Below are 19,068 nucleotides of genomic sequence, written 5' to 3'. Positions count from 1 at the left end.
GCCCGTCACGAAAGGGCGGCTTCGGCGCTGGCGTCCGTTTCGCTGGCGCCCGCGTCGTGCTGCAGTCCGTCGATGGCCGCGTTGATGCACGTCATCAACGCGCGGATCACGTCCGGGCTGGGCTGATCCTGCTCGGTCACGCGTCGCTGGAAAACGCCGGCAGCAATCGTCTGGATCATTTCCGCCACCTGGATGAACCGGCTCGACGACACCGATGCCGGCACAAGCAGGCACAAGGCAGACGTCAGCTCGCTGCGCATCCGCTCCCGCACCGCGCGAACGATTTCGGCAATCCGCTCGTTGCGCGATGCCTCGGCCATGATCTCCGCCACGAGTCGTCCCCCCTCGGGGTTCTCGCACGCAACGAACTGACCGATCCACGCGCGCACCACGGCGGGATCACCCGTGGCGCCCGCGGCGCACAAGCCACGTTCCGACAGAAAGTCTTCCAGATCGCGCGCGACGATCTCCGCCACGATCGCTTCCTTGTTGGCGAAATCGCAGTAGATCTGCCCGACGGCAATTCCCGACGTCTGCGCGATCTGCGCCATGCCCGTGCCGTGGAACCCGGTCGCCGCAAAGGCTTCACGTGCCGCCTGGATCAATTTCTCGCGCCGTGCGTTTGCCCGCCCGATGCGCAAGCCGGGGAGGGCTGCGCCACATTGTTCGATGACCTCTCTCCTCGACTTGACGCGTTTTCCAGTTCGCAGTAGCAGCAAACGTGAGTGAACGATCACTCACTTTATTTCAGAGAACGATATGGCATTCAAGAGGGTCGCGCTATCAGCCCTGCTGCTGGCGTCGGTGTCCGCCTGTGGTGGGCAGAACGATCAGGGTCAGCAGCAACAGCAGGCGGGACCCCCTCAGGTATCGGTCATCACCGTCCAGCCGCAGGCTGTGACGCTGACAACGACCTTGCCGGGCCGCACGGCCGCGTTTGAAACCTCCGAAGTGCGCCCGCAGGTTAATGGCCTGATCGTTGAGCGCCTGTTCACGGAGGGCGATTCGGTTCGTCGCGGCCAGCCGCTCTTCCGCATCGATCAGCAGCCCTATCTCGCCGCGGTCGCCAGCGCGCGGGCGTCGCTCGCGCGAGCCCGCGCCGCCATCGCCTCCAGCGCGGCGCTGCAGCGTCGCTATGGCGAACTGGTGAAGATCAACGCGATCTCGCGCCAGGAATATGACAATGCGATCACGTCTGCACAGCAGGCGCAGGCCGACGTCGCGGCGCAGCAGGCGGCCTTGCGCTCCGCACAGATCGATCTTGAGCGCACCACGGTCCGCGCGCCGATCTCCGGCCGGATCGGTCGCGCGCAGTCGACCACCGGCGCGTTGGTGACCTCGGGCCAGACCAATCCGTTGACCACCATCCAGCGCCTCGATCCGATCTATGTCGATGTGCCGCAATCGAGCGCCGACCTCCTGCGCCTGCGTCAGTCGATCGCGGCTGGCGAGCTGTCCCGCGGCGGCGGCGCCGCGCGCGTTCGCTTGCGGCTCGAGGATGGCTCGCTTTACCCGATCGAGGGCAAGCTGCAGTTTACCGACGTCACCGTCGATCCGACCACCGGAACGCAGACGATCCGAGCGATCTTCCAGAACCCGCGCGGCCTGCTGCTGCCGGGCATGTACGTCCGCGCCGAACTGGTCGAGGGGACGGAGCGCAACGGCATCCTGGTGCCGCAGCGCGCCGTGCAGCGCAACGAAAGCGGCCAGGCCACTGCGATGGTGGTCGGACGGGACAACAAGGTCGAACCGCGGATCCTCACCACCGATCGCACGATTGGCGAGGACTGGCTGGTAACCGCCGGGCTGAAGCCTGGGGATCGTGTCATCGTGGAAGGTGGCGGCGGCATGCTGCGTCCGGGCATGCCCGTCTCGCCCAAGCCGTGGAACCCGAATGCGGCGCCCGCTGGCACGGGTGCCCCTGGCGCGCCCGGTCAGCCGCAAGGCAAGGGGCAACCACAAGGGCAGCCGCAGGGGCAGGGGCAGGGGCAGGGACAACCGGCCCAGGCTGGCCAACCCCAGGCGCAGCCCAACGGCCAGGCTCAGGCGAAGTAACCCTACATGGCACGCTATTTCATCGATCGACCCATCTTCGCATGGGTGATCGCGATCGTCCTGATGCTGGCTGGCGTCATCGCCATCCGCAGCCTTCCCGTCGCGCAGTTCCCGGAGATCGCGCCACCCACGGTGTCGATTACCGCGACCTATCCGGGCGCGGATGCGACCACGCTGGAACGCACGACCACGCAGATTATCGAGCAGCAGCTGCGCGGCATCGATAACCTGCGCTATTTTTCGTCCTCGTCCTCCTCATCGGGCGTGCTCACGATCACGCTGACGTTCGAACAGGGCACCGATCCTGACATCGCGCAGGTGCAGGTTCAGAACAAATTGCAGGCGGCGACCCCGCTGCTGCCTCAGGAAGTGCAGCAACAGGGCATTCAGGTTCAGAAGTCCGCCGCCAGCTTCCTCGTCATCGTCGGCCTGTATTCGGAAGACGGCTCGCACTCGATCACTGACCTGTCGGACATGGTCGTGTCGCGGCTGCAGGACCCGGTCAGCCGCGTGAACGGCGTGGGCGAGCTTCAGATCTTCGGCTCGCAATATGCGATGCGCATCTGGATCGATCCGCTGAAGCTGAACAACTATCAGCTCACCATCGCCGATGTGACCAATGCCGTGCGGGCGCAGAATGCCCAGGTCTCGGCCGGCCAGATCGGTGCTCAGCCCGCTCCCAAGGAGCAGATGCTGAACGCGACCGTCTCGGTCCAGTCACGCCTCCAGACGCCGGAGCAATTCGGTCAGATCCGCCTGAAGACGACGGAAAATGGCGCGGTTGTTCGGTTGGCCGACGTGGCTCGGGTTGAGCTTGGCGCCGAGAATTACGGCTTCGATACCAAGTTCAACGGCAAGCCCGCCTCGGGCTTCGGCGTCCGTCTTGCCGCGGGTGCCAACGCGCTCGACACCGTCGACGCGGTGAAGGCCGAAGTGGAATCGATCGCCAAGGGTTTCCCGGCCGACGTCAAGGTCGTCTACCCGTTCGATACCACGCCGTTCGTCCGCCTGTCGGTGGAACAGGTCATCCACACGCTGGTCGAGGCAGTGGTCCTCGTCTTCCTGGTGATGTTCCTGTTCCTGCAGAACTGGCGCGCCACGCTGATCCCGACGATCGCGGTGCCGGTCGTGCTGCTCGGCACGTTCGCGATCATGCAGGTGGCGGGCTTCACCATCAATACGCTGACCTTGTTCGGCATGGTGCTGGCCATCGGGCTATTGGTCGACGACGCCATCGTCGTGGTCGAGAACGTCGAGCGTCTGATCGTCGACGAGGGGCTCAGCCCGAAGGACGCCGCGCGCAAGTCGATGGACGAAATCTCGGGCGCGCTGATCGGCATCGGCATGGTGCTGTCGGCGGTGTTCCTGCCGATGGCGTTCTTCGGCGGTTCCACGGGCGTCATCTATCGCCAGTTCTCGATCACCATCGTCTCGGCGATGATCCTATCGGTGCTGGTCGCGTTGATCCTGACACCGGCACTGTGCGCCACCATCCTGAAGCCGCACGATCCGACCAAGCACGAAGGCAACGGGATCTTCGCCCGCTTCTTCCGCTGGTTCAACCGCACCTTCGAGAAGGGGACGGTCAAGTACGAGCGGGGCGTGAAGAAGACCGCGCGCAGCTGGAAGCGGTCGATGCTCGTCTATCTGCTGATCGTCGGTGGCATGGTGCTGCTGTTCGCCCGGCTGCCCAGCGCCTTCTTGCCCGATGAGGATCAGGGCACGGTCATCGCGCTGGTGCAGGGGCCCGCGGGCGCCACGACCGCGCGCACCGACAAGGGTCTCGACCTCGTTCGGAATTATTTCCTCGAGCAGCCGGGTGTGCAGTCCGTCTTCACCATCAACGGCTTCAGCTTCGCAGGGCAGGGGCAGAATGCGGGTCTCGCCTTCATCAGCCTGAAGCCGTGGGATGAACGGCCGGGGATCGACAACAAGGCGCAGACCATCGCCGCCAAGTCCATGGGTGTATTCTCGAAGTACGAGGACGGCATGATCTTCGCGCTGGTGCCGCCCGCGGTGCAGGAGCTGGGCAATGCCACCGGCTTCGACCTCCAGCTCGTCGACACGGGTGGGATCGGCCATGAAAAGCTGACTCAGCTGCGCAACATGGTGCTGGGCATGGCGATGCAGGACAAGCTGATCGCACAGGTTCGCCCGCTCAGCCTGGAGGACGCGCCCCAGCTGAAGGTCGATATCGATCAGGACAAGGCGCGCGCGCTGGGGCTCGATCTGGCGACGGTCAATTCGACGCTGGCGACGGCGTGGGGCGGCTCCTACGTCAACGACTTCATCGACCGCGGCCGCGTGAAGCGCGTCTACGTCCAGGCGGACACGCCCTATCGCGTCCGGCCGGAGGATATTGCCGACTTCTACGTCCGCAACGACCAGGGCCAGATGGTGCCGTTCACCTCCTTCTCGACGGTGAGCTGGACCAACGCGCCGGTGTCGCTGACTCGCTACAATGGCCAGCCCGCGATGCAGTTGCAGGGTTCGCCGGCGCCGGGCGTCAGCACCGGTGCCGCGATGGAGGCAATGGAGGAAATTCAGGCCAAGCTCCCACCCGGCACCGCGCTGGAGTGGACCGGGCTGTCGTTCGAGGAACGGCTGTCTGGTGGCCAGGCACCGGCACTCTATGCCTTGTCGCTGCTGATCGTCTTCCTGTGCCTCGCGGCATTGTACGAAAGCTGGTCGGTGCCGATCGCGGTGATGCTGGTGGTCCCCTTGGGCGTGATCGGTGCGCTCCTGGCGGCGACGCTGACCGGGCTGAACAACGACATCTACCTTCAGGTCGGCCTCATCACCACGATTGGTGTGGCGGCGAAAAACGCGATCCTGATCGTGGAGTTCGCGGAGGAACGTATCGCGGAAGGGATGAAGCCGTTCGACGCGGCGGTGGAGGCTGCGCGACTACGCCTGCGTCCGATCCTGATGACCAGCCTGGCCTTCATCTTCGGCGTGCTGCCGCTGGCGATCTCGACCGGCGCGGGTGCCGGTGGTCAGAATGCAATTGGCCGGTCGGTGGTGGGCGGCATGTTCTCCGCGACGGTGCTGGCGATCTTCCTGGTTCCGACCTTCTTCGTGGTCGTCTCGCGGCTGTTCGGCCACGGCAAGGACGATGAGGGGGATCAGAACGTCAACAACTACGAACCGTTGCGTGACGACGGGGACGATGGCGACGCAGGGCGCGATCGTGGCCCGACGCCGCAGGGAGCATGATCCAGATGAAGTCCCGTTCCCTCCTGGCGGCGCTCGCCGTCGCCACCACCCTGTCGGGCTGCAACCTCGCGCCCAAATATGTCCGCCCGGTCGGCGCCGCCCCGGAAACCCTGCCGCAAGGCGGGATCTATCCACGCGCCGCGACCGATGCGCCGGACATCACCCAGGTGGGCTGGCGCGATTTCTTCCTCGATCCGCGGCTTCGGCAAGTGATCGATACCGGCCTTGCCAACAATCGTGACCTGCGGATTGCCGCCGGCAACGTGTTGCAGGCGCGGGCGCAATATCGCGTCCAGCGTGCCAGCCAGGTGCCGAACACCACCATTTCCGGTTCGGGCACCTACACCAACAACGTCTTCGGCGCGGCCGGCGGCGGGCTCGGCGCTGGCGGAATGGCCGGCGGCGGCACGGGCACTGGCACGGGCACTGGCACCGGGTCTGGCACCGGCACCGGCGGTGTTGGCGGCGGCACGGGTGTTGGCGCCGGGGCAGGGGCTGGCGCGGTTGGCGGCGGGATCGGCTCGGCCTCGTCGAACCTTGAGTTCTACTCGGTCAACGCCGGCTTCTCGCAGTTCGAGCTCGATCTCTTCGGTCGCGTCCGCAACCTCTCGCGCGCCGCGCTGGAGCAATATTTCGCTTCCGAAGAGGCGCAGCGCACCGCGCGGATCAGCCTCATCGCCGAAATCGCCAATGCCTGGCTGACCATGGCGGCGGACCAGGAACAGCTGCGCATCAGCCGCGAGACGCTGAAGGCGTTCGAACAATCGCTGGAGCTCACCCGCGCGCAGTTCCGTATCGGCGTCGCGTCCGAGCTGGAGGCGCGGCAGGCGGAGACCAATTACCAGGCCGCGCGCAATGACATTGCGGCGCTGCAGACTCAGGTTGCCCGCGATCAGAATGCGCTGAACCTCCTCGTCGGCGCCACCGTGCCCGCGGACCAGCTGCCGACCGAACTCGGCAACGCACCGGTGACCCGCGATGCGCTGCCCGGCAATCTGTCCTCGGAAGTGCTGCTGCGCCGTCCTGACGTGCTCCAGGCGGAGCATCAGCTGATTGCCGAGAACGCCAACATTGGCGCGGCGCGCGCGGCATTCTTCCCGCGTATCTCGCTCACCGCGACGATCGGGACGATCTCTACCGCGCTGTCGGGTTTGTTCGGCGGCGGCAGCTTCACCTACAATGCCGCGCCGTCGGTCGCACTGCCGCTGTTCGACGGCGGTCGCAACGCCGCCAATCTCGACTATGCCAAGGCGTCGCAGCAGGTGGCGGTCGCCACCTACGAACGCGCAATCCAGACCGCGTTCCGCGAAGTGTCCGATGCGCTCGCGCAGCGCGGCACGATCGAGGAGCAGGTCGCCGCGCAGACGGCGCGGGCGGAGGCAGCCTCGGTGGCGGCCCGCCTGTCCGACGCGCGCTACCGGGCAGGCGTGGATTCCTTCCTCGTGGCGCTCGACGCACAGCGCACCGCTTATGCTGCACAACAGCAATTGGTGACGACGCGTCTGGCGCGCGGAAGCAATCTTGTGGAACTCTACCGGTCGCTGGGTGGTGGATTAAACTAACCGCCTTGCCTCTCGGAACGTTTTTGTTACTCTCCCGTACTTAGGAAGAGGAGAGAGCCAATGACGCCACAAGAGCGCGCGGGCGAAGAATCCCTGGTGATCCTGCAAAGCCTGCTTTGCTTGCTCCGGGAGAAAAACGTGCTGACCCGCGCGGATATCGAAACGCTGACCGATCGGGTGGCGATGCGCGCGAGCCAGGCAGAGCGCGATCCGATCCCCTGTTGCGCCGAGGCCGCGCGCAGCGCCGCGCAGGAGATGGCGAAGATCGCCAGCTATATCGGCCCGCATTACGGCGGGAAGCACCGACGCAGCTGACCTGCGACACGCTAGGCGCTTGCCCGCGAACCGAATCGCGGGCAGCGCGTTGGCATGTCGATGAAGCTTTTCCACGTAAGCGATGTGCACTTCGGTGCTGAGGATCCCGCTGCGCTCGACTGGTTCGCGCAATGCGTTGCCGACGAGTCGCCCGATGCGGTGATCATGACGGGCGACCTGACCATGCGCGCCCGCACCCGCGAATTCGACGCCGGTGGAAAGTGGCTGATGTCGCTCGGCGTCCCGGTGACGATCGAGGTCGGCAACCATGATTTGCCCTATTATTGGGATCCGTTGCGCCGGCTGTTCAGTCCGTACAAGCGCTATGGTGCGGCGGAACGCATGATCGAAAAGACCCTCGACCTGCCCGGCATCACGATCGTGCCGCTCAAGACGACGGCCCGCGCGCAATTGCGGCTCAACTGGTCAAAGGGGCATGTCAGCCGCGACGCGCTGAACAATACGCTGGACCTGATCGCCGCGGCGCCGCGAGGCAACCTCATCTTCGTCGCTGGTCACCATCCCCTGATCGAAGGAGGGACGCGCGGCACCGCCAAGACACGCAATGGTGACGAGGCACTGAAGGCGCTGGCGGAGGCCGGCACCCATGCCGTCCTGTCGGGCCATGTGCATGATCCCTTCGACAAGCCAGTGACATTTGGCGACTGGACGGTACGGATGATCGGCGCGGGAACATTGTCAAAACGGCTGCGCTCGTCACCGCCGGCGTTCAACGAGATCAGGATCGCCGATGGCCGGTTTGAGACCCTGGCCCGGACCCTCTCGCCAGAACCCAAGCACCCGATCAGCGTCACCGCCAAAAGCGGCGCCCTGCGCTAGAGGGCGGCCCACCGCCGGGCAGCGGCCATGAAAAAGGCCGCCGGCGCCATCTCAGCGCCAGCGGCCCTTTGATCATCTGCGGAGGGGCTTGGCCCCCCGAGTGGATCAGTTCGCGGTCAGCACCGACACCGCACCGCCCTGCGGCGCGCGGAAAGCGACCGGCGTGCCGCCGACGTTGCCACGGACCTTCTCGCCCTCGACGACCAGGCGGAAACGGTCACCGCCGACGCGACGGCCGGTGATCACGGTCGCGCCTTCGCGGCCTTCGCTGGTCTTGTAGACGTAGGTCTGATTTTCGTGCTGGAAGCTCTTCTCGTCCTGCGCCTGCGCAGCAAACGGCGCCATTGCAGTGAGGAAAGCGGCGGTCATGATGAGCTTGCGCATGGTAGGATTCCTCGGTTTGAAACCAAATCTTTTCGCAAGTGCACAATATATGCTGCGCCGCACCAACCAAAGCGCAAAAGTCGAAAATACAGTTGCAGCGGATGCAATCGCTGGCGGATTTGTCGCGCTCGTCGCATTGGTCTATCGCGCGCGTCTTCACGAACACGATTGGTTGCCATGACGCTCTATTCCCGTTTCGCCGCTTACGTTGACGCTGCCCTCGATGCGCTCGAGGCAGCTGGCGACCTGCCGTCGGGGATCGAGCGCCGCGCGGTGACGGTGGAGCCGCCGCGTGACCCCGCCCATGGTGATCTCGCCACCAATGCGGCGATGGTGCTGGCCAAGGCGGCAAAGACGAACCCGCGCGCACTGGCTGAGAAGATCGGCGCTGCATTGCAGCAGCTCGATGAGGTTGCCGCGGTCGAGATCGCCGGCCCCGGCTTCATCAACCTCCGACTGGTCGATGACAGCTGGCGGGCGGAACTTGCCGCGATCCATGATCGTGGCGCTGACTATGGTCGTTCCACCGCCGGGCAAGGCACGACCGTCAACATCGAATATGTCTCGGCGAACCCGACCGGCCCGATGCACATGGGCCACTGCCGCGGCGCCGTGGTAGGGGACGCCCTGGCGTCGCTGTTGGAGTTTGCCGGCAACCGCGTGATCCGCGAATATTATGTCAACGATGCCGGCGGCCAGGTCGACGTGCTCGCCCGTTCCGCACACCTGCGTTACCGTGAGGCGCTGGGCGAGGATGTTGGCGCGATTCCCGAAGGCCTTTACCCTGGCGACTATCTGGTCCCCGTGGGCCAGCAGCTCGCCCAGGAATTCGGTGATCGCTACGCGACTGCGCCCGCGGCTGACTGGCTGCCCCTGTTCCGCACCCGCGCGGTCGACGCCATGCTGGTGCTGATCAAGGCCGATCTGGCGCTGCTCGGGATCCACCACGACGTATTCTCGTCGGAGGCTGAGCTTCAGGCGCAAGGCAAGCCTGAGGCGGCCGAGGCGTGGCTGCGCGCCCGCGACCTCGTCTACGACGGCACGCTGGAAGCGCCCAAGGGAGAGACACCTGAGGATTGGGAGCCGGTCGAGCTGCCGCTGTTCCGCTCCACGCTGTTCGGCGACGATCAGGACCGCCCGATCAAGAAGTCGAACGGCCAGTGGACCTATTTCGGCGCCGACCTCGCCTATCACTTCCAAAAGGCGCAGACGGCGGATGCGCTGATCGACATCTGGGGCGCGGACCACGCCGGTACCGTGAAGCGCATCCAGGCAGCGGTCGCGGCGCTGACCGAGGGGCGCACCCGCTTCGACGTGAAGCTGGTGCAGATGGTGCGCCTGCTGCGCGGCGGCGAGCCGGTGAAGATGTCCAAGCGCGCCGGCAACTTCGTCACGCTGGCGGACGTGGTGCGCGAAGTCGGCAAGGACGTCGTCCGCTTCACCATGCTGACTCGCCGCTCCGACGCGCAGATGGACTTTGACTTTGCCAAGGTGGTGGAGGCGTCGAAGGATAATCCTGTCTTCTATGTCCAATACGCCCATGCGCGCGTCGCCTCGCTGCGGCGTCGTGCAGCCGAAGCGGGGCTCGACCTGTCCCATCCCGACGTGTCCCGGCTTGATACGGAGGAACTGGCGCTGGTGCAGCTGGCGGCGCAATTCCCGCGCGCGGTGGAAACGGCCGCTGCGGCACGTGAGCCGCATCGAATTGCCTTCTACCTGTATGACTTGGCAGCGGCATTTCACGCGCTATGGAATGTCGGCAACGATCGGCCCGACCGCCGCTTCCTGCTGCCCGACGACCCGGCGATGACGGCGGCGCGTCTGTTCTTGGCGGAAGGCGTCGGACAAATTATCCGCAACGGTCTCTCCATCATGGGCGTGGAGGCAGTCTCGGAGATGTGATTCATGGCGACCGAGGAATTCGATCTCAGGGATGAAGACCGGCTTCCGTGGCTTGAGACGGTGGAGCCGGACGAGCCGGAAGGGCCGGGCGTGCTGCGCGTCCTGCTGTTGGTCGCCGTCGGCCTCGTGCTTCTCGCCGCCATCGTCTTTGCCGTATTCAGCTTCCAGACCCGCGCGCCGGACGGCCAGGGTGAACTGATCGCCGCGCAGCCGGGCGACTATAAGGTGAAGCCGGATGATCCCGGCGGGCTGAAGGTCGACGGGGAAGGGGATTCGGCGATCGCCGCCAGCGCGGGGGCAAGCGCCACCGCCGCGATCGATCTGAAGGCCGTGCCAGAGGCGCCGATCGCCGGCCGCCGCGCCGACGCGCCGGCACCGGCCACCGACGGCAGCGCACGCACCGTCGCTGAGGTTCCCGGCTCGGGCGGACGGCTGGTCGCCGCCGCACCGATGGCCGCACCGAAGAAGCAGATCCCGGGTGCCAACTCGGGCGGGTCGCTGGTCCAGCTCGGCGCCTTCCCGAGCGAGGCGGCGGCGAACACCGCGTGGAGCGCGGTGGCCAAGCGCTTCTCCTATGTCGCGACCCTGGGCAAAACCGTCCAGCCCGCCGAGGTCAACGGCCGCAAGGTCTATCGCCTGAAGGTGAATGCCGGCAGCGCGGACGCCGCGAGTGATCTGTGTGGCCGCCTGACCGTCGCCGGCGAGAAGTGCTTCGTCACCAGCTGACGCGGCGGGACGCTCGCGCGCTGGGGTGGAAACCCCCGGCGGACCCGCTAATACCGGGCCATGAAGCCAGTGATCTTTGGCCTGTCCGGGCCGACGCTTACCTCCGACGAACGCGCATTCTTCGCCGAGGCGCGTCCGGCGGGGTACATCCTGTTCAAGCGCAATTGCCTCGATCGTCAGCAGCTCCGCGCGTTGACCGACGAGCTGCGTACGCTGGAGGGTCGCTCGGACGTCGCGATCCTGGTCGATCAGGAGGGCGGTCGCGTCGCCCGCCTCGGTCCACCAGAATGGCCCGCCTTTCCGGCCGGTCCCGATTTCGATCGCCTGTATGACATCGCGCCTATGTCCGCGATCGAGGCAGCGCGCGCCAATGCGCAGGCGCTCGGGCTGATGATGGCGGAGGTCGGGATTACCGTCGATTGCCACCCGATCCTCGACGTGATCGGCCCCGGCACCACCGAGGCAATCTCGATCCGCGCTTTCGGCAGCGAGCCAAAGCGTGTCGCCGCGCTCGGCCGCGCGACGCTCGAAGGGCTGGCGGCCGGCGGCGTCGTCGGCGTGGTCAAGCACATGCCGGGCCACGGCCGGGCCAAGGTAGATTCGCACCATCTGCTCCCCACCGTCACGGCGACCGCGGCGGAGCTGGAGGATGATCTCGCGCCGTTCCGCGCGCTGGCCCATGCGCCGATGGGCATGACCAGTCACATCGTGTTCGAGGCGTGGGATGCTGAGCGCCCCGCCACCATGTCTCCGACCATCATCAACGATGTGATCCGCGGCAAGATCGGCTTTGATGGCCTGCTGATGACCGATGATATCGACATGAAGGCACTGTCCGGCACGCCGGCGGACAAGGCATCGGGGGCGATCGCCGCTGGCTGCGACATCGTGCTCGACTGCTGGGCGCGGCTCGATGAAATGGTCGCGATTGCCGATCGGCTGGACGATATCGCCCAGCCATCGCGCGACCGGCTCGTCCGAGCGATGGCGACGCTGCGGCCAGCCGAGGGCGTGTTCGCGGATTTGGTCGCCAAGCGCGACAAATTGCTCGCGATCGGCGCGTGAGTGGGGAGCAGCTGACGCTTGATCTCGACGGGTGGGAAGGCCCGCTCGACCTGCTGCTCAATCTTGCCCGCTCGCAGAAAGTCGACCTGAAGCAGATTTCGATCCTCTCGCTGGTCGAACAATATTTGGCTTATGTCGAACGCGCCCGCACGCTGCAGCTGGAACTGGCCGCCGACTATCTCGTCATGGCGGCGTGGCTGGCCTATCTCAAATCGGCGCTCCTCTTGCCGCGCGACCCTGAGGTGGAGCCCGACCCCGAGGAACTGGCGCTGCGGCTGCAATTGCGGCTCGAGCGGCTCGCCGCCATGCGGGAGGCGGGGGCGCGGCTGATGGCGCGTGATCGGCTGGGCCGCGACGTGTTCCGCCGCCCCGCGCCCGACGGGCTTCGCACGATCCGCAAGGCGCGCTGGTCCGCGGAAATCTACGATCTCATCTCGGCCTATGGCCGGATCAGCGCGCGCACCCGCCCGGTCATGCATGTCGTGCAGGATCGACAGGTGATGACGCTAGAGGCGGCGATCGCGCGCATTTCTGCCCTGCTCGGCACGGCGATCGACTGGTCGATGTTGCACCGCTTCCTGCCCGACGGCGCGGACGGTGCCTTTCGCCGCTCCGCGCTCGCCTCCAGCTTTCTCGCCGCGCTTGAACTGGCGCGGCAGGGCAGGGTGGAACTGCGGCAGGACGGCACCTTTGCGCCATTGTACCTGAGGCTGCCCGCGTGACCCCGCCCAATGACGTGGTGCGGGCAGTGGAGGCGGTTCTGTTCGCGGCAGCTGATCCGATGACGATCGATTCGATCCGCGCCTATGTCGGGGGCGGCGACGTGCGCGCCGCGGTGGAGCAACTGGCCCGCGACTATGCCGGGCGCGGCATCAATCTTGTGCAGCGCGGCGACGCCTGGCATTTCCAGACCGCGGCCGACATGGCGCATGTGCTGCGCCGTGACCGGGAGGAAGTTCGCCGCCTCAGCCGCGCCGGGATCGAGACGCTGGCCATCATCGCCTATCACGAACCGGTGACCCGCGCCGAGATCGAGGCGATTCGCGGCGTCCAGATCTCCAAGGGCACGCTTGACGTGTTGATGGAGGCGGGCTGGGTCCGCCCGGCTGGCCGGCGCGAGGTGCCGGGCCGGCCGCTCACCTTCGTCACGACACCGGCGTTCCTCTCGCATTTCGGCCTGCAATCGCGCCGCGACTTGCCCGGGATCGAGGATCTGCGCGCCGCCGGCCTGCTCGATCCGGTCGATCTGGCCGTCGAACAACTCGCGGTGGAAAAGAACGACGATGAGCACTAGATGGTCGGGACTTCAGGAGAATCCCCATGGGTAGCTTCAGCCTCCCGCACATCCTTATTCTCGCGATCGTTGCCATCCTTCTGCTGGGTGGCGGCCGCTTCTCGAGCATGATGGGTGACGTCGCCAAGGGCGTTAAGAACTTCAAGAAGGGCATGTCGGAAGAAGACGAGGAAGCGTCTGCGAAGCCCGCGCAGCGGATCGAGGCGCAGCAGACGGCGCGTCCCGCCTCGGAGACGATCGTCGAGGAAGACAAGGTCGCGCGCTGATCTGATCCGCGTCGCCATCGTCCGCCATGCTCGACTTCAACATTTCCGAAATGGCCGTCGTGGCCGTGGTGGCGTTGCTCGTCATCGGCCCGAAGGACCTGCCCAAGGCGCTTCGGGTGCTCGGCTATTGGGTCGGCAAGGCGCGTGGCGTTGCCCGCCAGTTCCGCGCTGGCTTTGACGAGATGGTGCGCGAGGCCGAGCTCGCCGAGATGGAAAAGAAGTGGAAGGCGGAAAATGAGCGGATCATGCGCGAGCATCCGATGCTTGCGCCGGAAGAGCCCGCCGCCGAGCAGCTGCCTGCTGCCCAGGAGCCGAAGGCGACCGCACCAAGTGGTGATGTCGCCCCGCAGGACGCGTCCCAGCCCGATGAACCAGTGATGGTCGAACAGCCTGTGCTGCGCCCGGCGAACGAGACGGCCCTTCCTGACGCCAATGGCAAGGCCCCGTCATGAACCCGGCCGACGAACTCGATGACACGCGCGCCCCGCTGCTCGACCATCTGATCGAGCTGCGCCGCCGTCTTTTATATTGCATCGGCGCGCTGCTGCTGGCCTTTGCTGTCTGCTATTATTTCGCGGAGGCGATCTTCGCCTTCCTGGTGCAGCCGCTCCTCGCGGCCGGCCAGAAGCGGCTGATCTACACCCAGATTTTCGAGGCCTTCTTCGTCCAGATCAAGGTGGCCTTCTTCGCCGCGATGATGGTGTCGTTCCCGGTGATCGCCAACCAATTGTGGCAGTTCGTTGCCCCGGGCCTCTACCGCAATGAGCGGCGTGCGCTGCTGCCCTTCCTGCTCGCGACGCCGATCCTGTTCCTCGCTGGCGCCGCGATGGCCTATTATATTGCCGTTCCCGTGGCGCTGCACTTCCTGCTCGGCTTCCAAGGGGAGATCGGCGGGGTAAGCCAGGACGCATTGCCGTCGATCGGCAATTACCTGTCCTTCATCATGCAGTTCCTGTTCGGCTTCGGCCTGTCGTTCCTGCTGCCGGTGCTGCTGATGCTGCTCGAACGCGGTGGCGTGGTGACTCGCCAGCAGCTTGTGTCGGCACGCCGCTACGCGATCGTCGCCGCCTTCGCGATTGCCGCGGTGCTGACCCCGCCCGACGTCGGGTCGCAGCTGCTCCTCGCGATCCCGCTGTGCATCCTCTACGAACTCGCGCTGATCGGCATCTGGTTTACCGAGCGCCGCCGCGCGCGAGAGAAAACGGCCGCCGCCGCCAGCGAATAAAAGAAGGGCGGCGTCGAGTGTCTCCTCGACGCCGCCCGTCTCCTGACAATGAAGCCGTGGTTACTTGGCGTCGTCCGCCGTCTTGGCGACGGTGTTGCCCGCCGACGATACGTCGCGCCCGACACCTTCGACCGTGTTGCACGCCGAAACCATCAGGGCGCCAGCCACCACAACCATTCCGAACAACTTTTTCATCAAGCCCTCCTGCGCGCAGTCATTTCGCATTCGGGAAAATGCGTGGTGAGGAACTTCGTTCCTTCGCGCCAACGATCTCAAGGAAATGAAATAAGGCCCGAAAGCGTCACCGGGGGGGGGGGAGGGTTGACGCTTCCGGGCCTATGTCGCGGATAGCGAGAGCGGGGGGGCATAAAGTCGCTATCCGAAGTGTAGAACGTCGATCGGCGGCGGGGGTTCCTAGGCTTTCGGGCCAATCGTGGAAAAAAGTTGAGCCGCGGCGCTGCCGCCGGCCCAGCCTCAATCCCGGCCGAGCACCGCGATCGAAATTTCGTACGCGCCAGCCAGTGGATCGTGGTGAAGCGGCGCGCGCAGCTGGCGCGACAGGCCTTCGATCACGCGCCCGAAGCGGGTGGCGAGGCCGTCGCGAAGTTCCGGGCTCTCGATCAGCGCCCGCGACGAGACGCGCAGCGTCGCGCGATCCGGCGTCGCCGCTTCCTTGACCGACACGCGCAATTGCGCCGCGGGATCGCAGGTGACGGCCAGTTCGATCAACTCGGTGGCGAGGAAGGCCACCGCGACTGCGACGTCCTGCGTCACCAGATAGGGATCGATGTCGAGCTGAATGCGCAGCTGTGTGCCCTCGGCCGCCGTCGCGCGGATGTTGGACGCCAGCTCGCCCAGCATCGGCCGCAGCGAGAGCCCGCGATTTTCCTCCATCTCGGCGTAATGGTTGCGATGCACCACCGCGAGCGCATCGACCCGGCGTTGAATCGACGCATAGGCCTGCGACGCCTCGGGCGACTTCGCGCCACGCGCGTGAAAGTTGATGAGGGAGGAAATCACCTGGAGGTTGTTCTTCACCCGGTGATGCACTTCGCGCGTCAGCTTCGTCTGGCGCACCAGCCCTTCGGCAAGTCCCGCCTCGTGGATCGCCACGGTCTTGGTCAGCGCGCGGAACGTATCGCCCAATTCGCGCAATTCCTGCGCCGGCAGCGCGCGGATTACTTGCGAATCGGTTTCTTCGCCCGGCGTGAAGGCCGCGACGCGCGCGCGCAGCTGGCGCATCGGCCTTATCAGCAGGCGATCGACGACGAACCAGGCGATGCCCGCGGCCGCCGCCCACATGACCAGCGGCAGCAGCAGCGCGATGACCAGCGGCGAAGTGATCGGCGCGGTGCGCACCTCCATCGCCAGCTTCAGGTCGCCGATGCCAAGGTCGGTTAGGTTATTCTCGCGCCGCTCGAATGCGTTCTCGCGCGCCAGCGATTGCAGCACCAGCTCGTTCGCACCGTGGATCAGGGTTGCGGCATAGGCCGGCGTGAACCCGCTCGGGCGGCTCAGCTCCGCCAGGAAGTCGGTCGGGAAGTATGCCGCTGCGGTGACCTGCCCGGAACGACCGACCACCCCGAGCAGCAGACCGCGCTGGGGCAGGATCTGCGCTGCCACGGCCGCGTCGCGGGCGGTTCGCGCCACCTCCAGCGCCCCGGGAAAGCTGCTGCCACACAGCAGCCGACCCTTGGGGCCGAACACCGCGAATCGCGCGCCGTTGAATGCCTGTTGCGCGAAAACGCCCTGGACGCGCGCGCAGCTGGGTGTGTCGCCGGGGTCCGCCTCCAGCGCATCCACCGCGGCACGCAGCGCGGTCATGTCGCCGATCAGCTCGATCGCGATCGCGCGGCTGCTCTCGGCCGCCGCGACGCGCAGGCCCGCGCGTGCCTCGGTATCGGCAATCTGGGTGATGCGCAGCGTCGCAAACACTGCGATGATCGCGAGCGGCAGCAGCGCGATCGACAGGATCACCAGAAGCTTCGCGCCCGTGGGCCAGCGCATCATGAACGTCGGCGTCGTCGCGCCAACGCGCGAATCGTCCGCCGTCGTTGCCATGTCTGTGCTTAGTCTAGCTTGCCCAGGAGGGAAACGAACTCGTCCGGGACCGGCTCGTCGATCGTCTTCTGATAGATTGATCGCAGCGCCGCACCCATGTCCCGGTCCTTGGACTGCACCGCAGTGCTGCCCTTCTTCTTGACCGGCTTTTTTGGCGCTTCCTTGTCCGAAACCAACGCTTACCCCCCGAAACACCTGTCTGGCATGCTGTGACGATTCCTTGGCCGCTTACGGGCCTTGGCACCAGCCTGTTCATCAAGGCTCGCGTCATGGAAACAAAATACCGGTTCGTTGGTTCCACCGCTCGACGACGAATTGCGTCGTTGGGCGCCGCGCGCCTGCGGGGGTTTGTCGAAGTTGATCAATCCGGGTTTGGCGCGCAAAGCCGAAACCCTAATCTATTGGGAGTCGTTCCGCCTCATGTCGCTTGGACAACAGCTCGCCCCACATCTGCCCTTCCTGCGTCGTTATGGGCGGGCGCTCACCGGCAGCCAGTCGCACGGCGACAAATATGTCCGCGCCACGCTCGAAGCGATCGTCGCCGCTCCCGAGGAATTTCCGCGCGACGTCGATCCGCGCCTTGGCCTGTACCGTACGTTCCAGGCGATCTGGGGATCGACCAACGACGATCAGCAGGCTGATCCGGGGGATGTGGACGATCAGGAGGCGGTGGCCCGCGCGCGCCTCGCGCGGATGACGCCGCTGTCGCGCCAGGCGCTGCTCCTCACCGCGATGGAGGGGTTCACGGTCGAGGACACGGCCTATCTCATCAACGTCTCGCCCAGCGAGGTCGAATCGCTCGTCGCCGACGCGCTATCGGAGATCGAGAATCAGACTCGCGCCCGCGTCCTCATCATCGAGGACGAACCGATCATCGCAATGGATATCGAGACGATCGTGCGCGATCTCGGCCATGAAGTGACCGGTGTCGCCGTGACCCGTGACGAAGCGGTTGCGCTCGCGATGGACGATCGTCCCGGCCTCGTGCTCGCCGACATCCAGCTCGCCGACGATTCGTCGGGCATCGATGCGGTGAAGGACATCCTGGGTGAATTCCAGGTGCCGGTGATCTTCATCACCGCCTTCCCGGAACGATTGCTGACCGGTGAGCGCCCGGAGCCGACCTTCCTCATCACCAAGCCGTTCCAGCGGTCGACGGTGAAGGCCGCGATCAGCCAGGCGCTGTTCTTCGATCAATCGACCGCGCCGGTTTCGTAAAAACGATACGGACCCAAAACGGTGCAGGATCGTTAAAGCTGTATGGCTGACGAAAATCACAAGGTCGAGCTGAGCACTGACGAGGCTCGCGCTGGCACTACGCCGCACATGACCCGATATATCCTGCCCGTTTCGCTGGTGCTGGTGATCGCGATATTCGCGTTTCTGCTGTTCACGCGGTTGTAGACGCGATCACCATGTTGACCGGACGGGTGGCAAACGACGCCGGTACTATCTATCTTACGGAGAGGATGCCGGTTCATTCCGGTGCGGGGACCGAACGACATATTATGACCGAAGCTGAACCGCGTGATGATGCCGCGGCCGATGGAGCATCGGTCGAGCACGTTTCGCTATCCGATCCGGAATTCAAGAAGCAGCTTGCTCAGGTAATCCCGCATTTGCGCGCCTTCGGGCGCTCGCTGTCGGGCAACCGCGATCTCGCCGACGATCTGGTGCAGGAAACGCTGTTGAAGGCATGGGCCGCGCGCAAGCGGTTCCAGGCTGGCACCAATATGCGCGCCTGGACCTTCATCATCCTGCGCAACCTGTATCTCTCGCAGATGCGGCGCGCGCGCTTCAAGGGTGAGTGGGACGATCTCGTGGCTGATCGCCTGCTGGCGGCACCCGCCAGCCAGGACAAGCATGTCGAGCTTGCCGACATGCAGCGCGCGCTGCTTCATCTGCCGCAGCCACAGCGCGAGGCGCTGATCCTCGTCGGTGCGGGCGGCTTCGCCTATGAAGAGGCGGCGGAGATCTGCGGCGTGGCGGTCGGCACGATCAAGAGCCGCGTGGCGCGCGGCCGTGTCGCGCTGGAGGCGCTCATGAGCGGTAGCGACATGACGTCGCGGACCGATCACATGATCCCCAGCCTGAAACCGACGCTCGACGAGATCATGGACGAGGTGGACGAGCTCAGCCGCGATCGCTGATCGTGAG

At 65.7% G+C, this 19,068-nt stretch carries 22 protein-coding genes; 17 read left to right on the top strand and 5 right to left on the bottom strand.

Annotated features, from left to right (window positions below; translation table 11 throughout):
* Positions 1–5: 5 nt before the first annotated feature.
* Entirely contained in the window at positions 6–605 is a 600-nt protein-coding gene (locus ACH0BU_RS11475; protein WP_500264032.1) for a TetR/AcrR family transcriptional regulator, read from the bottom strand.
* Between the two features lie 154 nt (positions 606–759).
* Between ACH0BU_RS11475 and ACH0BU_RS11470 the strand changes: the two genes are divergently transcribed.
* Genes ACH0BU_RS11470 through ACH0BU_RS11450 form a run of 5 tightly spaced genes read left to right on the top strand, consistent with a single transcriptional unit; the run spans position 760 to position 7,988 of the window.
* On the top strand, positions 760–2,055 hold the full coding sequence (locus ACH0BU_RS11470) for an efflux RND transporter periplasmic adaptor subunit (protein ID WP_164518928.1): 1,296 nt from the start codon (positions 760–762) through the stop codon (positions 2,053–2,055).
* Between the two features lie 6 nt (positions 2,056–2,061).
* Entirely contained in the window at positions 2,062–5,271 is a 3,210-nt protein-coding gene (locus ACH0BU_RS11465) for an efflux RND transporter permease subunit (protein ID WP_046410979.1), read from the top strand.
* Between the two features lie 5 nt (positions 5,272–5,276).
* Entirely contained in the window at positions 5,277–6,833 is a 1,557-nt protein-coding gene (locus ACH0BU_RS11460; RefSeq protein ID WP_500264031.1) for an efflux transporter outer membrane subunit, read from the top strand.
* Between the two features lie 60 nt (positions 6,834–6,893).
* Entirely contained in the window at positions 6,894–7,148 is a 255-nt protein-coding gene (locus ACH0BU_RS11455; RefSeq protein ID WP_046410975.1) for a hypothetical protein, read from the top strand.
* Positions 7,149–7,208: 60 nt separating this feature from the next.
* Complete coding sequence (locus ACH0BU_RS11450) at positions 7,209–7,988, top strand: metallophosphoesterase family protein (protein ID WP_296221783.1); 780 nt, start codon at positions 7,209–7,211, stop codon at positions 7,986–7,988.
* A 105-nt stretch (positions 7,989–8,093) separates the two neighbouring features.
* On the opposite strand, the gene ACH0BU_RS11445 is transcribed toward ACH0BU_RS11450, so the two are convergent.
* Positions 8,094–8,372 (bottom strand): hypothetical protein, encoded by a 279-nt coding sequence (locus ACH0BU_RS11445; RefSeq protein ID WP_052742609.1) that lies wholly within the window; start codon positions 8,370–8,372, stop codon positions 8,094–8,096.
* Between ACH0BU_RS11445 and ACH0BU_RS11440 the strand changes: the two genes are divergently transcribed.
* The 9 genes from ACH0BU_RS11440 to tatC are packed head-to-tail and all read left to right on the top strand — an operon-like array spanning position 8,371 to position 14,850.
* Positions 8,371–8,553, top strand: a complete 183-nt coding sequence (locus ACH0BU_RS11440; protein ID WP_296221775.1) for a hypothetical protein — start codon at positions 8,371–8,373, stop codon at positions 8,551–8,553. The two genes, ACH0BU_RS11445 and ACH0BU_RS11440, sit on opposite strands and share 2 nt — an antisense overlap.
* Positions 8,550–10,274, top strand: a complete 1,725-nt coding sequence (gene argS / locus ACH0BU_RS11435) for an arginine--tRNA ligase (protein ID WP_296221772.1) — start codon at positions 8,550–8,552, stop codon at positions 10,272–10,274. Before ACH0BU_RS11440 ends, argS begins: the two co-directional genes overlap by 4 nt.
* A gap of 3 nt (positions 10,275–10,277) precedes the next feature.
* Positions 10,278–11,000, top strand: coding sequence for an SPOR domain-containing protein (locus ACH0BU_RS11430; RefSeq protein WP_046410971.1), 723 nt, complete (start codon positions 10,278–10,280; stop codon positions 10,998–11,000).
* 60 nt (positions 11,001–11,060) lie between these two features.
* Positions 11,061–12,065, top strand: a complete 1,005-nt coding sequence (gene nagZ, locus ACH0BU_RS11425) for a beta-N-acetylhexosaminidase (protein ID WP_314470259.1) — start codon at positions 11,061–11,063, stop codon at positions 12,063–12,065.
* Complete coding sequence (locus tag ACH0BU_RS11420) at positions 12,062–12,787, top strand: segregation and condensation protein A (protein ID WP_296221767.1); 726 nt, start codon at positions 12,062–12,064, stop codon at positions 12,785–12,787. Before nagZ ends, ACH0BU_RS11420 begins: the two co-directional genes overlap by 4 nt.
* Positions 12,784–13,359 carry an SMC-Scp complex subunit ScpB gene (gene scpB, locus ACH0BU_RS11415; RefSeq protein WP_314470262.1) on the top strand — a complete coding sequence of 192 codons (576 nt, stop codon included), beginning with the start codon at positions 12,784–12,786 and terminating at the stop codon, positions 13,357–13,359. The genes ACH0BU_RS11420 and scpB overlap by 4 nt, the downstream gene beginning before the upstream one ends.
* 26 nt (positions 13,360–13,385) lie before the next feature.
* Complete coding sequence (locus tag ACH0BU_RS11410) at positions 13,386–13,625, top strand: Sec-independent protein translocase subunit TatA (protein WP_046410967.1); 240 nt, start codon at positions 13,386–13,388, stop codon at positions 13,623–13,625.
* A 26-nt stretch (positions 13,626–13,651) separates the two neighbouring features.
* Positions 13,652–14,077, top strand: a complete 426-nt coding sequence (gene tatB / locus ACH0BU_RS11405) for a Sec-independent protein translocase protein TatB (RefSeq protein WP_296219773.1) — start codon at positions 13,652–13,654, stop codon at positions 14,075–14,077.
* The gene (gene tatC / locus ACH0BU_RS11400) at positions 14,074–14,850 is read left to right on the top strand and encodes a twin-arginine translocase subunit TatC (protein ID WP_046410964.1); all 777 of its coding nucleotides are present in this window, start codon (positions 14,074–14,076) and stop codon (positions 14,848–14,850) included. Before tatB ends, tatC begins: the two co-directional genes overlap by 4 nt.
* 60 nt (positions 14,851–14,910) lie before the next feature.
* Here tatC and ACH0BU_RS11395 read toward each other — a convergent pair whose 3' ends face one another.
* The 3 genes from ACH0BU_RS11395 to ACH0BU_RS11385 all read right to left on the bottom strand — a co-directional run bounded on the left by ACH0BU_RS11395 (position 14,911) and on the right by ACH0BU_RS11385 (position 17,087).
* Positions 14,911–15,045, bottom strand: a complete 135-nt coding sequence (locus ACH0BU_RS11395) for an entericidin A/B family lipoprotein (protein ID WP_046411830.1) — start codon at positions 15,043–15,045, stop codon at positions 14,911–14,913.
* Positions 15,046–15,324: 279 nt separating this feature from the next.
* Positions 15,325–16,911: a sensor histidine kinase gene (locus ACH0BU_RS11390; RefSeq protein WP_136451509.1), complete on the bottom strand. Its 1,587-nt coding sequence runs from the start codon at positions 16,909–16,911 to the stop codon at positions 15,325–15,327.
* Between the two features lie 8 nt (positions 16,912–16,919).
* On the bottom strand, positions 16,920–17,087 hold the full coding sequence (locus tag ACH0BU_RS11385) for a NepR family anti-sigma factor (protein WP_231622004.1): 168 nt from the start codon (positions 17,085–17,087) through the stop codon (positions 16,920–16,922).
* 244 nt (positions 17,088–17,331) lie between these two features.
* Between ACH0BU_RS11385 and ACH0BU_RS11380 the strand changes: the two genes are divergently transcribed.
* From ACH0BU_RS11380 to ACH0BU_RS11370, 3 genes are all read left to right on the top strand, one after another.
* Entirely contained in the window at positions 17,332–18,129 is a 798-nt protein-coding gene (locus tag ACH0BU_RS11380) for a response regulator (RefSeq protein WP_046411827.1), read from the top strand.
* A 42-nt stretch (positions 18,130–18,171) separates the two neighbouring features.
* Positions 18,172–18,315 (top strand): hypothetical protein, encoded by a 144-nt coding sequence (locus ACH0BU_RS11375; RefSeq protein WP_046410963.1) that lies wholly within the window; start codon positions 18,172–18,174, stop codon positions 18,313–18,315.
* A 104-nt stretch (positions 18,316–18,419) separates the two neighbouring features.
* Complete coding sequence (locus tag ACH0BU_RS11370) at positions 18,420–19,061, top strand: sigma-70 family RNA polymerase sigma factor (protein WP_046410961.1); 642 nt, start codon at positions 18,420–18,422, stop codon at positions 19,059–19,061.
* Positions 19,062–19,068: the final 7 nt, after the last annotated feature.

The organism is Sphingomonas olei (genome assembly GCF_045369765.1).
GTDB lineage: Bacteria > Pseudomonadota > Alphaproteobacteria > Sphingomonadales > Sphingomonadaceae > Sphingomonas > Sphingomonas panaciterrae.
Note: the sequence above shows the minus strand (reverse complement) of the source record. Positions and strands in the feature narration are given on the sequence as shown.